The sequence below is a fragment of the Streptococcus sp. SN3 genome (assembly GCF_030439905.1).
The window spans coordinates 19,930-33,991 of the sequence record NZ_JAQFJF010000013.1 but is presented as its reverse complement, the minus strand read 5'-3'; the positions used below and the strand labels follow the sequence as shown (position 1 = coordinate 33,991).

Annotated in this window: 13 protein-coding genes and 1 pseudogene; 12 read left to right on the top strand and 2 right to left on the bottom strand. The window is 43.4% G+C overall.

Annotation, left to right across the window (positions count from 1 at the left end; translation table 11 throughout):
- The 10 genes and pseudogenes from PCY71_RS14660 to PCY71_RS14615 all read left to right on the top strand — a co-directional run.
- Positions 1–393: pseudogene (locus tag PCY71_RS14660) on the top strand (cell division protein FtsK); the annotation flags it as partial.
- Between the two features lie 43 nt (positions 394–436).
- On the top strand, positions 437–874 hold the full coding sequence (locus tag PCY71_RS14655) for a hypothetical protein (protein WP_002908246.1): 438 nt from the start codon (positions 437–439) through the stop codon (positions 872–874).
- A 20-nt stretch (positions 875–894) separates the two neighbouring features.
- Positions 895–2,916: a hypothetical protein gene (locus PCY71_RS14650; protein WP_048773784.1), complete on the top strand. Its 2,022-nt coding sequence runs from the start codon at positions 895–897 to the stop codon at positions 2,914–2,916.
- Complete coding sequence (locus PCY71_RS14645) at positions 2,913–3,872, top strand: hypothetical protein (protein ID WP_048773785.1); 960 nt, start codon at positions 2,913–2,915, stop codon at positions 3,870–3,872. Before PCY71_RS14650 ends, PCY71_RS14645 begins: the two co-directional genes overlap by 4 nt.
- Before the next feature lie 65 nt (positions 3,873–3,937).
- Complete coding sequence (locus tag PCY71_RS14640) at positions 3,938–4,303, top strand: hypothetical protein (protein ID WP_048773787.1); 366 nt, start codon at positions 3,938–3,940, stop codon at positions 4,301–4,303.
- A 140-nt stretch (positions 4,304–4,443) separates the two neighbouring features.
- Positions 4,444–4,656 (top strand): hypothetical protein, encoded by a 213-nt coding sequence (locus PCY71_RS14635; RefSeq protein WP_032906234.1) that lies wholly within the window; start codon positions 4,444–4,446, stop codon positions 4,654–4,656.
- Between the two features lie 170 nt (positions 4,657–4,826).
- Positions 4,827–6,581 carry an aspartate--tRNA ligase gene (gene aspS, locus PCY71_RS14630; RefSeq protein WP_002908241.1) on the top strand — a complete coding sequence of 585 codons (1,755 nt, stop codon included), beginning with the start codon at positions 4,827–4,829 and terminating at the stop codon, positions 6,579–6,581.
- Entirely contained in the window at positions 6,568–7,503 is a 936-nt protein-coding gene (locus PCY71_RS14625; protein ID WP_002908240.1) for a YitT family protein, read from the top strand. Before aspS ends, PCY71_RS14625 begins: the two co-directional genes overlap by 14 nt.
- Before the next feature lie 182 nt (positions 7,504–7,685).
- Entirely contained in the window at positions 7,686–8,963 is a 1,278-nt protein-coding gene (locus PCY71_RS14620) for an MATE family efflux transporter (RefSeq protein WP_301412809.1), read from the top strand.
- A complete protein-coding gene (locus tag PCY71_RS14615) occupies positions 8,960–9,574 on the top strand; it encodes an HAD-IA family hydrolase (protein ID WP_002927296.1) in 615 nt (204 codons plus the stop codon). The genes PCY71_RS14620 and PCY71_RS14615 overlap by 4 nt, the downstream gene beginning before the upstream one ends.
- Before the next feature lie 47 nt (positions 9,575–9,621).
- Here the strand turns inward: PCY71_RS14615 and PCY71_RS14610 are convergent, their stop codons facing one another.
- Both PCY71_RS14610 and PCY71_RS14605 read right to left on the bottom strand, forming a co-directional pair.
- A complete protein-coding gene (locus PCY71_RS14610; RefSeq protein WP_301412808.1) occupies positions 9,622–10,098 on the bottom strand; it encodes a YcxB family protein in 477 nt (158 codons plus the stop codon).
- Between the two features lie 78 nt (positions 10,099–10,176).
- Positions 10,177–10,719 (bottom strand): histidine phosphatase family protein, encoded by a 543-nt coding sequence (locus tag PCY71_RS14605; protein ID WP_002927293.1) that lies wholly within the window; start codon positions 10,717–10,719, stop codon positions 10,177–10,179.
- A gap of 98 nt (positions 10,720–10,817) precedes the next feature.
- Between PCY71_RS14605 and polA the strand changes: the two genes are divergently transcribed.
- Positions 10,818–13,460 carry a DNA polymerase I gene (gene polA, locus PCY71_RS14600; RefSeq protein ID WP_301412807.1) on the top strand — a complete coding sequence of 881 codons (2,643 nt, stop codon included), beginning with the start codon at positions 10,818–10,820 and terminating at the stop codon, positions 13,458–13,460.
- 164 nt (positions 13,461–13,624) lie between these two features.
- The gene (locus PCY71_RS14595) at positions 13,625–14,062 is read left to right on the top strand and encodes a CoA-binding protein (RefSeq protein ID WP_032908046.1); all 438 of its coding nucleotides are present in this window, start codon (positions 13,625–13,627) and stop codon (positions 14,060–14,062) included.

The following is a 14,062-nucleotide window of genomic DNA, read 5'->3' as shown; positions in this document are numbered from 1 at the left end:
ACACTTCTTGAAGATATAGAAAAACGTATTACAATACGAACTCAGGAACGTAAGAATAAGCATGAAGCGACAGTGATAATCTATCAAATGACAGAATTGATGACAGAACTTGATAGTGTGGATCAAGAAAGATTAGCTTTTGTCTTAGAGAAAGGATTAAGAGCTGGCTACGCATCTATCGCAATGACTTCTCCAAATATTATTCGCAGCATAGATGTTGCATCTAAGATTGCAAGAGGCTTTAAACAATCTTTGGTGGCTATGCGTATAAGCGAGCAAACAGTCTTTAGTTCTCTTAACAACCGTCCGATTCGTGAAGGCATCTTAGATTTACAGACTCATTATTATATTCTTGATAATACAGTACACAAGATTAAAGTTTTGATGAAATAACAACATTTATTTAAACTAAATTATAAAATAGAGAGGAAACAAAATGAACGGTTTTAATTATTTATATACCCCTATGACTTTTCCTGGTAATCCTTTTGGAGCATCAGCAGGTTTGAAAGCCAAAAAAGCACGGTTAGAGGCCATCAAGAGTAGGTTAGAAGGATATTCCTGCAATATTGATGATAAGCAAGTAACCAATGCATTGAATGGTTCAATAGGCGCGATTGGAAGTATGACCTTTAGTATTAATGGTGCTCTAGGTAGCGTTGCTGGAGATAAGTACGATGAAGAGCGTAGGCAAGAACAAACGGATATCAAAACTTTATCCACTTTATTGGATACAAAACGTGATACGATGGTTGAATTATTGAAGCTTGAAATCGCCTCTTTAGAAACTCAGATTTCGGCAGCTGTAGCTAGTGAATGGGAAGAATATCGAAATAATAGCTTACTTAAAACGCCAACGTTTAAGACGAAATAGAATAGAGAAGGAGTAGACAGATGAGTTATAGTGTTAAAGCGCATAATTTGGGTGGTATTCAAAGCTATGGAGAATCCATTACGAGTTTTTCAGTTGCACTAACAGCGGCAGCTGCCCAAACACAGCGATCCTTTACAGATCGTGTAGGAGGTCAAAGAGGAGAGGTGATTAATGCCTTTTTTGGTAAATTAAACATTCTGCAGGACCAAGTCTTTCAACAAGCTCCTGAAGTTTTAAAAACTTACGGAGAAGGGGTCTCAGATTTTGGGCATACCGTCCAAGGCCTAGGATTTGGTAATTTTGCCTATACTGATAAAGGAGCTATTGACGGTATTGTTAATACACTAAAAGGCCCTCAGTATGAAGAGATGATTGCCAAGAAAAATGGCTTGAAATCTTTGATGGAAGAAGCGCAAGAGGCACTAGGTTTTGGGACTGTTGATTTCACAGGATATGATGAGAGAGCCCAAGCTTTCATTAATGATGAAGTTAATGCTCGTAACACCACCCATCAAGGCATTTCAGATTCGGATGATGCTTTAAAGAAAGTAGCTGAGACAGGTAAGGCAGCCTTTGAAGATTTAGCTGATACTATTCAAAATGCTCAAGCTGTTATAGGAGTTAGTCCAAAAGTAGTTTATCATGCTATTATGAAAGAAAATCCTATTACGGTAGAACAAGTAGATTATTTAGATATTATCAAGAATGAAGCGGATGCCGAAATTATGGTTGCAGCTTGGAATGACAATCTTGAAAGCACTCATGCCATAGCTTCATCATCTATTAGTGAAAATGGTTATTTGATTATCTCGACTGAGATAGCTATGGCTATGGAACAAGGGAATATAAATAAAATACAACGTTATTTTAATGGCTTTGGGAAGATATCCCCAGAAGAAACAAAAGCTCATATTGAAAATCTAAAAACGGTTAATGATAAGTATGCAGGCAAATTGCAGGCAATTCAAGCAGGTTTGAAAGAAGCTAAATATGATGAAAGCAATCCCGACATGATTGCGATGAAAAAAAGACTGCGAACTTTGAATAAATTTAACGGCCTTCTTCAGTCTGTGGAGGATCTTGGCTTAGGGTCTAGTTCGAGCGAGATTAATAATGGCATGCAAGGAGTTTACAAAAAAAACATTTCTTATGATTTCGAAATAGTAAAATTGGATGATAGTGACAATATTACGTTTAAGGTTACCAAGAATAATTCTCTTGGAGTCCCTGAAACTAAGATATACACAAGTGGTCTTTCAACTACATATTCGGATAAAGCACTTGAAGCTTCTTATAAGGAATTGACTGATATTAAGAAGCAGCAAGCTAGTGAACAAGTGGAGTTTTGGAAGTCTATGGGTGAATGGGCACTAGATCTAGTTCCTGGCGGTAAACCAACAAAGATAGCTATCGGAACCTTTAAAGTCATGTTAAATTCTTTGGATTCCTTTGACAAAGCGACAGCGATTGGCACCGCGAGCGAAGGGTTACCTGATGAGATTACTATTAATGGTAAAAAGATTCCGCTTGAGACTTTCAAGTCCGGTTTTAATAAATTTGTAGAATCTCAACAAACTTATAATGAAAATTTGTCAGAATTAGAAGAAAAAGAGATGGCAGCAAGAAATGATATTGTGAGAGGTTTTACCAATAAAGGGGCTTGGAAGATGGAAGAAAATAATGTACCAGATTTTGATTTATGGAAAGGCTACACCCCTGCACATAACACCAATACTATGAAGGTAGATGCGACTCATTATTATGATTACGATGCTTATATGCGTGAGCAATACTTGGATGATAAAGGAGTGAGTCAGTATTTAACTTCTGAACAGATGAACGCATATGTAGGTGACATAAAATACAAGGTTGATCAAGAGATTATTGATTATGTAAAAGGAAAATCAGACTTGCAAATTTCTAAGATGGATTCAAAACAACTAGAACAGTTGAAAGTAGCATTGGACAATATTCCTGGAGAAAGAGAAGAATTTTCAAAAAACTTTCTCTGGAATAATAAGTATCAGGAGGTAGCTCAATGAAATTGTCTAGAAAAGTTAAATTTCTGTTTACAATATCATTTGTCCTTTTGGCTTTGCCATGTATAATATACAAAAGTTACATAGCTTATTTTGTAGACCCTTATAAATCGCCAGTTTTAAAGAAGAAAATCGCTTCTTATGAATTCATCGAGGGAGGGAAAGGAGTTGTTCTTAAGTGGGAATATGATAGCCCTTTGGATTATTGGTTAACAAAATCAAATAAAAGATTGTATCCTCAGGATGCACGAGTGGGCGGAACAAAAATCGTGCAAGAGTATCGAAAGCTAAAGAGTGACGGAAATACTCATAATATTGCAGAAGAACAAGAATATTGGGGGATTACAGTCTATGATGCAGAGGGAGGCAAACTTATTTCTAAGGATTATGATGTTTTTAAAATGGTTAGGGAATATGATTCAAATACTGTCCCAAGTCGAATACAAAATAATGTTTATGTAAGTGAGGGTAGAGAGCTATTAGACATTTATCTGAAGACATCGGAAAATAATTATACAGAAGGTTTCCTTAAATCTATTGATTTGAATAGTGGTAAAATTGTGGATCCTGGTGATGGGCATGATAAATGGATAGCTGAAAGTTCTTCGTATTTTAGTCAGTTATTACCTTTATCATCAGATTATTTTTTACATAATTCAGCTTTGTATCTTAATAAAGGAAAAAAACTAGCATCTGATGCCCTTATCCGCCAAAAATATCCTGAAGCAGCTAAACTATTGGAGGATGAGAATGGTATGGTTGCTATTCTGACAGATAAGCCTAGTTTTGAGAGTAGTCTTCCAATTTTGCAGCTCTTGTATAAGAAAGATACGAATTTATTTGAAAATGTGACGATACCTGCAGATAACTCAGTAGATGGGCAGGAACATGTTGTTAAAAGTCAGGAAGAGTTCGTCAAGTATTATAAGTTTGAACAAGAATCACCTTATGAAAAGTAGCCAATCTTTTTGAGATATAAGCTTAAAAAGATTAACTACTTAAGATGAATAGAAAGGGTAATTAGATGAGTCGTAAAGAGATAGATGCAGAAAAGCTAACAGCCTGCAAAACTAGTATGCAGGAGATGAATAAAAGATTTGAAGGAGAAATTACGGGGCTAATCCAATCTTCTGCAACAGAGTCTATGCAAGGAGCAGAGGACGCCCTTAACAAAATGAGCGCAAATTTAGTGAAAACAGTTGATTCTCTGGACGTATATTTGAATCAAGTAGCTTATTATTTTTTGCAAATGGATAACGACTTAGCCAAAGGAATTGAGACTGAGACGTCAATGTTTACTTATTCCAATCCACAAGCTAGGCTGACTCCTACACAGAAAAAGCAGTATAATGTATCAAAACAAATGAAAGAAAATTATAAACTTCCGTAATTTCATTGCCCACCTGAATTATCAATTCAGGTGGTTTTCTTTTGCACCTCAGTTCTTTACCTTGCTATTTTCCAAAAGTTTACAGTTTCTGTCCTAACCCTCCTTTCTTATGCTATAATAGTCTATAGAAAGTCGAGGGAATGATGAAGAAAATATTATTGGTGGTTGTGGTGCAGGGATTGGCTATCTTTGTGATTACTGGTCTGCTTTGTTATTTTATGCGGGGGGATTTTTTCTTCCGTGCTTTGGCGCCGATTTTTGGTCTGGCAGCGGGAGGTTTTCGCTTCGTGACGGCCATGGTGACAAAAGCGTTTGCGCCCAGTCTCTATGAGGATAGCAAGAAAAAGGAATAATCTATAGAGTAGACAGTAGGTCTGGGGTCAATCGCCTCAGGCCTTTTGTCATAAATGTCAGCATTAGTCATGAGGAGCTTTAATATTTTTCAGAAAAAGAACGGACAGAAGGGCTTTCTTAGGCGCTTTGTGGTAAAATAGTAACAGAATTAAAAATTTGGAGAGTAAAGATGAAACGTTCTATGTATGCTGGGCGTGTTCGCAAGGAGCATGTTGGTCAGGAAGTCACTTTGAAGGGCTGGGTAGCCCGCCGTCGGGATTTGGGCGGTCTGATTTTCATTGATTTGCGCGACCGCGAAGGCATTATGCAGCTGGTCATCAATCCTGAGACTGTGGCTGCAGAGGTCATGGCGACAGCGGAAAGCCTGCGCAGTGAGTATGTGCTAGAGGTGACAGGTAAGGTGGCTGCGCGTGAGCAGGCCAATGACAAGCTGGCGACAGGAAGCGTGGAGCTGCATGTGGAAAGCTTGACTGTCTTAAATACAGCCAAGACGACGCCTTTTGAAATCAAAGACGGCATCGAAGTGAATGATGATACACGTTTGCGCTACCGTTATCTGGACTTGCGCCGGCCAGAGATGCTGGAGAACTTCAAGCTCCGTGCCAAGGTGACTCACTCTATCCGCAACTATCTAGATGAGCTGGAGTTCCTTGATGTAGAGACACCATTTTTGTCCAAGTCAACGCCAGAAGGAGCGCGTGATTACTTGGTGCCTAGTCGGGTCCATCAGGGGCATTTTTACGCTCTGCCTCAGAGTCCGCAGATTACCAAGCAGCTCTTGATGAACGCTGGTTTTGACCGTTATTACCAAATTGTTAAATGCTTCCGGGATGAGGACTTGCGCGGTGACCGTCAACCAGAGTTTACTCAGGTAGACTTGGAGACTTCTTTCTTGTCTGATCAGGAGATTCAGGACATTACAGAAGGTTTGATTGCTCGTGTTATGAAAGAGACCAAGGGTATTGAATTTTCTCTGCCCTTCCCTCGTATGAAGTATGATGATGCCATGGCTCTTTATGGGGTTGATAAGCCTGATACTCGTTTTGAGATGTTGTTGCAGGACTTGACAGAGCTTGTTAAGGGAGTTGACTTCAAGGTCTTTTCAGAAGCTCCAGCTGTCAAGGCTATCGTGGTGAAAAATGCTGCAGATAAATACTCTCGTAAGGATATCGACAAGCTGACAGAGCAAGCAAAACAGCATGGTGCTAAGGGCCTTGCTTGGGTGAAGGTGACTGATGGTGAGCTAGCTGGTCCAGTTGCTAAGTTCTTGACAGACTTGACAAGTCAGTTGACAGATGCTTTACAGCTTGAAAATAATGACCTAGTTCTCTTTGTGGCTGATACTTTGGAAGTGGCAAATGCTGCTTTGGGAGCTCTTCGTGTACGCTTGGCCAAGGAGCTGGACTTAATTGACCCTGATACATTTAACTACCTTTGGGTGGTGGACTGGCCCATGTTTGAATGGTCAGAAGAAGAGGGCCGCTACATGAGTGCCCACCATCCTTTCACCCTGCCTCAGAAAGATTCTGAGCAAGAGCTGGAAGGCGACCTGAGCAAGGTGCGGGCTGTGGCTTATGATATCGTCCTTAATGGTTACGAGCTGGGTGGTGGCAGTCTTCGGATTAACCAGAAAGACTTGCAGGAGCGGATGTTCAAGGCGCTTGGATTCTCAGCTCAAGAAGCTGCGGAGCAGTTTGGCTTCCTTCTGGAGGCTATGGACTATGGTTTTCCACCGCATGGCGGCTTAGCTCTGGGCTTGGACCGCTTTGTGATGCTCTTGGCTGGTGAAGAAAATATCCGCGAAGTCATTGCCTTTCCGAAAAATAACAAGGCTTCTGATCCAATGACACAGGCGCCTAGTCCAGTATCGGTCGCTCAACTAGAGGAATTAAGTTTACAAGTGGAAGCACATGAAGAAGACTAATTTTTATAAACTCTTTCGCTATTATGTCCGCAGGTTTGCTTATAATTTTAAGATTTTGCGGTCTTTAAAGAGTATCTCACGTGAGAAATACGATGAGAAGATTTCTGCCTCGCTTGTCTATGGCTTTTTGTCAGCTGTCGCAGTCAATTTTTTCTTTCAGCCGGGACATGTTTATTCCAGCGGGGCGACTGGTCTGGCGCAGGTCATTACTGCCCTCAGTACTCGTTTCTTTAGTTTTACCATTCCGGTTTCTGTGACTTTTTACGCCATCAATATTCCGCTGATGATCCTGGCCTGGTACCAGATTGGGCATAAGTTTACCATTTTCACCTTTATTACGGTTACGATGAGCTCGCTTTTTATCCAGTTTGTGCCAGAAGTGACTTTGACTGATAATCCTATTATCAACGCCCTTTTCGGTGGTGTGGTCATGGGCACGGGGATTGGCTTTGCCCTTAAGTCCAGCATTTCCAGCGGTGGGACTGATATTGTCAGTCTGACTGTTCGGAAAAAAACGGGCCGGAATGTCGGGAATATTTCCTTGATTGTTAATGGGGTTATTATGCTGATTGCGGGTCTGACTTTTGGCTGGGAATATGCGCTGTACTCTATGATTACTATTTTTGTATCAAGTCGAGTGACGGATGCTGTCTTTACCAAGCAGAAGCGCATGCAGGCTATGATTATTACCAGCCATCCGGACAAGGTGATTGATAAGATTCACAACAAGCTGCATCGTGGGGCGACAGTAATCCATGGCGCTGAGGGAACTTATAATCATGAGAAAAAAGCTGTTCTGGTGACGGTTATCACCCGAGCTGAGTTTAATGAATTCAAGCAAATCATGAAGCATACAGACCCAGCTGCCTTTGTCTCCGTTGCAGACAATGTTCATATCTTGGGACTCTTTGTGGAGGAGTGAAGATATTCATTAAGCTTGGGAGTACGAAGCAGTATAGTGTGGGAGCTTGTGCTTAAAACAAGGTTTTTTGATAGGAGATTCATATGCGGTAGGACAATAGTCCCACCGCTTTCTATTCTCTATGGTAGAGAGTAGATATTGCAAGTAAGAAAGGATATACAAATACAGGAGATTTTCAGATTATGACGACTTATAAAAAAATCATGAATATTGCCTTGCCGGCTATGGCGGAGAATTTTTCGCAGATGCTCATGGGAATGGTCGACAGCTATCTGGTGGCCAGTCTTGGGCTGATTGCAATCTCTGGTGTCTCGGTGGCCGGCAACATCATTACGATTTATCAGGCGATCTTTATCGCGCTGGGGGCTGCTATTTCCAGTCTCATCTCCAAGACTCTGGCTCAGGGGGACAAGGAGCGTCTGGCCTATCATACAGCTGAGGCTATCAAGCTGACGCTGCTTCTGAGTCTTCTGCTAGGCCTCGTTTCCCTACTCTTTGGCAGGCAGATGCTGGACCTTCTGGGGACGGAAAAGGCGGTGGCTGAAGCAGGCGGTCTATATCTGGCTCTGGTTGGTGGGACTATTGTTCTGCTTGGCTTGATGACTTCCTTTGGGGCTCTAGTGCGGGTTACGCGCAATCCTAGATTTCCCATGTATGTCAGTCTTCTGACCAATGTCCTCAATGCTCTCTTTTCCGGTCTGGGGATTTACGTCTTTCGGCTTGGTATTATCGGTGTAGCGTTGGGGACGGTGCTGGCTCGTTTGGTCGGTGTGCTGATTCTCTGGCGGGAGCTGGATTTGTCCACAATTCGCTGGCGCTGGGGCTTAGATGGAGAGCTCTTGCGCCTGTCTCTGCCAGCTGCTGGAGAGCGGCTCATGATGCGGGCAGGTGATGTAGTTATTATCGCCATTGTGGTCGTCTTTGGGACAGACGCAGTAGCGGGGAATGCCATCGGTGAAGTTCTGACTCAGTTTAATTATATGCCTGTCTTTGGGGTTGCGACAGCAACAGTCATGCTGGTCGCCCATGCGGTTGGTGAGGGAGATATGCAAGAGGTCGGTCTGATTCGTCAGCGGACCTTCTGGTTGTCTTTTGCTTGCATGCTGCCCGTGGCTCTAGGAATTTTTGCTTTTGGTCGGCCGCTGACCTTGCTCTATACGGACAATAGCGGAGCTATCACAGCCAGCCTTTCGGTCATGCTTTTCTCCCTGCTGGGAACTCCCATGGCAGTCGGAACCGTGATTTACACAGCTATCTGGCAGGGGCTGGGGAATGCCAGACTGCCCTTTTATGCCACGACTGTTGGCATGTGGCTGATTCGCATCGTTGCCGGTTACTTGCTGGGAGTGACCTTTGGCTTGGGTCTGCCGGGGGTTTGGACTGGGATGCTCTTGGACAATGGCTTCCGCTGGCTATTTTTAAAGGTTTTATTTGACAGAAAAATGAGGGAAATCACATGACAAAAGCGTTTATTTGGGATTTGGACGGCACCTTGCTGGATTCCTATGATGCTATTTTGGCGGGTATTGAGGAAACCTATGCTCACTATGGTCTGGACTTCGACAGGGCGAGTATTCACAGCTATATCCTAAAGCACTCTGTCCAGAAACTCTTGGAAAAAGTGGCATCTGAGAAAGGGCTGGACGCTGCTGAGATGAATGCCTTCCGTGGAGCAAGCCTAAAGGAGAAAAATGCTCAGGTCCATCTGATGGAAGGAGCTACGGAGATACTGGCCTGGGCTGAAGAGCAGGGCATTGCCCAGTTCGTCTATACCCACAAGGGACTCAATGCCCATCAAATCTTGCAAGGCTTGGGCATTCATGATTATTTTACAGAAATCATCACAACAGCCAATGGCTTTGAGCGCAAGCCTCATCCAGAAGGTGTCGACTATCTGCTCGCGAAATATGGCCTGGACAAGCAGGAGACCTACTATATCGGCGACCGGACGCTAGATGTGGATGTTGCCGTCAACAGTGGCATCCAGAGCATTAACTTCTGTGACTACCGACCAGAAATCAATCAGAAAATAGAGAAGTTGATGGATATCAAGCAATTATTTACAAGATAAAAAGCAGACCAGAACTGATCTACTGTCAGTCTAGCCTGCTTTTTCTTTTACATATGCTCAATGTGAAGTTCTAGCAAGAACTCAAGAGCCTCGGTAGAACAGTTTTCTTTTTCAATTGCGAAACCAGTGTTCTCTCCTATCAAGATATAAAAATCTTGCTTTGTCATAATAACTTTGACAATATCATCATAGGTATAGTGAAATTCACCACGTATGTTTCTTGCTATAAAAGCCTCTCTGTCAAATATCAGAGTGACTTCCATGTTCTGAAATAAAGGATTTTTTTGATAAGCCCTCTTTATCTTATAATTCATGCCAAAAAAGTACATAGAGGCGAAAATAGGGGGAAACAATATGATGGATATTATCTTTTCCTCTAATGGGCCGAGCATTACGTAGGTGAACAGCCCGATTATCAGTATGATTATGTATAATACAAATCCTTTTCGTCGCACGAGAATAGCCCATGAAAATCTTTTATAAACTTCTTCAGTCATAAGAGTTGTAATACGGATTGGAAACATCTTTTACCTCCAGTTTTTATTATTATACCATATATGAGCGATAAGATTTAGCCGAGCCTTGCTAGTCGATGCCATATTTTATAGGAGGTGAGTGATTCTTTCGTCTTTATCTAAAACTAGCACATCTGGCATGGAAATATTATGCCAAAAGTTATAATCAATTCTGGAATCGAATGCGCTTAGTAAAATGCAGATAAGGTTACCATGGGAGTTAATGATAATCTCTTCGTTTTGGTGTTCGCTTTCCAGTTCATGAAGAAAGGCTAAGGCTCGCTGTTGAGCTTGTTGATTAGACTCGCCACCAACAAATGAAAAAGTCGGCTGTGACCAAAGTTGCATGAGGGCTTCTTCAAAGTCTTGGTCGGCAATCGCTTGACTACTTAGCTTTCGCTCTATTAGCCGTTTGTCGGTTTGAATAGCGAGTTTCAGGCTCTGAGCCAAAGGTTCAACCGTCTGGATGGCTCTTCGGTAAGGACTGGAATAAATGGCGGTAATGGGTTTGTCTGCTAAAAAGTCAAGCTGCGCCAAGGATTCTTGCCCTTTGTCTGATAATGGTCGGTTGATTTCATCAGGTGTATAGTTAGAATGCGCATGACGGATAAAATAGTAGGTGTTGTTCATAAGATGATTATAGCAAAATTTAAAACTCCATTCATTTTCTACCTATTTTCCACACCGCTGTTTCTGTCTTTGTCCGTCTTTCGTGTTATAATAAACCTATGGAAAAAAAGAACAAATTATTATTAATCGACGGCTCGTCCGTTGCTTTTCGCGCTTTTTTTGCGCTTTATAATCAAATTGACCGTTTCAAGAGTCCATCGGGCCTGCATACCAATGCCATTTATGGCTTCCACCTCATGCTCAATCATCTCTTGGAGCGCGTGCAGCCGACTCATGTCCTGGTAGCTTTTGATGCTGGCAAGACGACCTTCCGGACCGAGATGTACGCCGACTATAAGGCTGGTCGGGCCAAGACACCGGATGAGTTTCGTGAGCAGCTGCCCTTTATCCGTGAAATGCTGCAGCACCTAGGCATTCACTTCTATGACTTGGCTCAGTATGAGGCGGATGACATCATCGGAACCTTGGACAAGATGGCTGAAAAGACAGCTGTGCCTTACGATGTGACCATTGTCAGTGGCGATAAAGATTTGATTCAGCTGACGGATGATAATACCGTGGTGGAGATTTCCAAGAAAGGCGTGGCTGAGTTTGAGGAGTTTACCCCAGCCTACCTCATGGAAAAGATGGGCATCACACCAGAGCAGTTCATTGACCTCAAGGCGCTGATGGGCGATCAGTCAGATAATATCCCTGGTGTGACCAAGATTGGTGAGAAGACTGGTCTCAAGCTCCTCTTGGAGTATGGTTCTTTGGAAAATCTCTATGAAAACATTGACCAGCTCAAGGCTTCCAAGATGAAGGAAAATCTGATCAATGACAAGGACAAGGCCTTTTTATCTAAAACTCTAGCTACTATCAATACTCGGGCTCCGATTGAAATCGGACTGGATGATTTGGTTTATAAGGGTCCGCAGGTAGAGGCTCTGAGCAAGTTCTATGACGAGATGGGCTTCAAGCAGCTCAAGGCTCAGCTAGGGACTAGTCAAGAGCCGGTAGAAGTCAAACCAATTGAATTTACCAAAGTGACTGAGGTGACAGCAGATATGCTGGCACCAGAGCAGTTCTTCTATTTTGAAATCTTGGGTGACAACTACCACAAGGAAGAGATTGTCGGTCTTGCCTGGGGAGATAGTCGTCAGATTTATGTCGGTTCCAGCGATTTACTGCAGCAGCCTCTCTTTCAGGAGTTTTTGACAAAAACAGCTCTGAAAACCTACGATCTCAAGCGGACTAAGGTACTGCTCAGTCATTACGGCATTGAACTGCCGGCAGCAGCCTTTGATGCGCGCCTAGCCAAGTATCTGCTTTCGACAGTCGAGGATAATGAGCTGGTGACTATTGCTCGCCTCTACGGCCAAACAATTCTGCCGACGGATGACGAGGTTTATGGCAAGGGAGCCAAGCGCGCTTTGCCGGAGCAAGAGCAGCTCTTTAAGCATCTAGCTCGTAAGATCCAAGTACTGCTGGAAACAGAAGAACCTATGCAAGAACAGCTTCGCGCCCACGATCAGCTGGATTTGTTGCTTGAAATGGAGCAGCCGCTGGCCTTTGTCCTAGCCAAGATGGAGATTGCGGGGATCAAGGTTGAGCGGGAAACCCTGCAGGGCATGCAGGCGGAAAATGAAAAGACGCTGGAAAGTCTGACTCAGGAGATTTATGATCTGGCTGGTCAGGAGTTTAATATTAACTCGCCGAAACAGTTGGGAACCATTCTCTTTGAAGATATGGGGTTGCCGCTGGAGTACACCAAAAAGACCAAGACGGGCTACTCGACAGCGGTTGACGTGCTGGAGCGTCTAGCTCCCATTGCACCGATTGTGTCTAAGATTTTGGAATACCGTCAAATCAGCAAGCTGCAGTCCACTTATATCATCGGACTGCAGGAGGCGATTGCGGCTGACGGCAAGATTCACACTCGCTATGTTCAGGATTTGACCCAGACGGGCCGTCTGTCCTCGGTTGACCCGAACCTGCAGAATATCCCCGTTCGTTTGGAGCAGGGGCGCCTCATTCGCAAGGCTTTTGTGCCAGAGTGGGCAGACAGTGTGCTACTTAGCTCGGATTATTCCCAGATTGAGTTGCGGGTGCTGGCTCACATTTCTAAGGACGAGCATTTGATTGCTGCCTTTCAGCATGGAGAAGACATTCACACGGCTACAGCCATGCGGGTCTTTGGTATTGAAAAGGCAGAGGATGTGACACCTAATGACCGCCGTAATGCCAAGGCTGTCAACTTCGGAGTAGTTTATGGAATTTCCGACTTCGGACTGGCCAATAATTTGGGAATTTCCCGCAAGGCTGCCAAGGACTACATTGAGACCTATTTTGAGCGTTTCCCTGGTATCAAGAATTATATGGAAACCATCGTTCGCGAAGCGCGTGATAAAGGCTATGTAGAGACCATTTATCATCGCCGCCGCTCCTTGCCGGACATCAATTCCCGCAACTTTAACATCCGAAATTTTGCGGAGCGCACAGCCATTAACAGCCCGATCCAAGGCTCCGCCGCAGACATTCTCAAAGTCGCTATGATTAATCTGGATCGAGCTCTGACTGAGAAGAATTTCAATTCTCGCATGCTCTTGCAGGTGCACGATGAAATCGTGCTGGAAGTGCCAAATGACGAACTAACAGCCGTCCGCCAGCTGGTCAAAGAAACCATGGAAGCTGCGATTGAATTGGCCGTTCCATTAGTGGCTGATGAAAATGCCGGCCAAACTTGGTACGAGGCGAAGTAAAACAAGATACAAAGAGCGTCAAAACCGACTGCAAATTAGGAATCCGGACGAAGGAGCGATGCTCCTAGAACGGATTATCTATTTTCCAAGGTTTTAGCCCAGATTCAGTTAATACGCAAATACTACAAAACTATCCAACTTTATTATGAATGAGGAGGAAGCCTATGACTTATCATTTTCAAAATCCCAGTGATGCCATCGTCAAACATTATTTGAAAAACAGCAAAGTGATTGCTGTTGTCGGACTGTCTGACCGTGAAGAAACGACCAGTAACCGTGTGTCCAAAGAGATGCAAGATCGGGGCTATCGCATTATCCCTATCAATCCGCGGGCAGCGGGCAGTCAGATTTTTGGTGAGACTGTTTATGCCAGTCTTAAAGACATTCCTTTTCCGGTGGATATTGTCGATGTATACCGTCGCAGTGAGTTTTTGCCGGATGTGGCACTTGATTTTCTGCAGTCGGATGCCAAGATTTTCTGGGCTCAGTTGGGCTTGGAGAGTGAGGAGGCTGAGCAGATTTTGCGGACAGCTGGTCGGGACGACATTGTCATGGACCGCTGCATTAAACGCGAGCATACACGCTTGATTCTGGGCGAATAA

Excerpts from the sequence above, each read along its gene's own strand:
- PCY71_RS14635 (WP_032906234.1), top strand. The coding sequence starts at position 4,444 with ATGATGAAGAAAATATTATTGGTGGTTGTGGTGCAGGGATTGGCTATC.
- PCY71_RS14615 (WP_002927296.1), top strand. The coding sequence starts at position 8,960 with ATGACAAAAGCGTTTATTTGGGATTTGGACGGCACCTTGCTGGATTCC.
- PCY71_RS14650 (WP_048773784.1), top strand. The coding sequence starts at position 895 with ATGAGTTATAGTGTTAAAGCGCATAATTTGGGTGGTATTCAAAGCTAT.
- aspS (WP_002908241.1), top strand. The coding sequence starts at position 4,827 with ATGAAACGTTCTATGTATGCTGGGCGTGTTCGCAAGGAGCATGTTGGT.
- PCY71_RS14655 (WP_002908246.1), top strand. The coding sequence starts at position 437 with ATGAACGGTTTTAATTATTTATATACCCCTATGACTTTTCCTGGTAAT.
- PCY71_RS14645 (WP_048773785.1), top strand. The coding sequence starts at position 2,913 with ATGAAATTGTCTAGAAAAGTTAAATTTCTGTTTACAATATCATTTGTC.
- PCY71_RS14640 (WP_048773787.1), top strand. The coding sequence starts at position 3,938 with ATGAGTCGTAAAGAGATAGATGCAGAAAAGCTAACAGCCTGCAAAACT.
- PCY71_RS14620 (WP_301412809.1), top strand. The coding sequence starts at position 7,686 with ATGACGACTTATAAAAAAATCATGAATATTGCCTTGCCGGCTATGGCG.
- PCY71_RS14605 (WP_002927293.1), bottom strand. The coding sequence starts at position 10,719 with ATGAACAACACCTACTATTTTATCCGTCATGCGCATTCTAACTATACA.
- PCY71_RS14610 (WP_301412808.1), bottom strand. The coding sequence starts at position 10,098 with ATGTTTCCAATCCGTATTACAACTCTTATGACTGAAGAAGTTTATAAA.
- polA (WP_301412807.1), top strand. The coding sequence starts at position 10,818 with ATGGAAAAAAAGAACAAATTATTATTAATCGACGGCTCGTCCGTTGCT.
- PCY71_RS14595 (WP_032908046.1), top strand. The coding sequence starts at position 13,625 with ATGACTTATCATTTTCAAAATCCCAGTGATGCCATCGTCAAACATTAT.
- PCY71_RS14625 (WP_002908240.1), top strand. The coding sequence starts at position 6,568 with ATGAAGAAGACTAATTTTTATAAACTCTTTCGCTATTATGTCCGCAGG.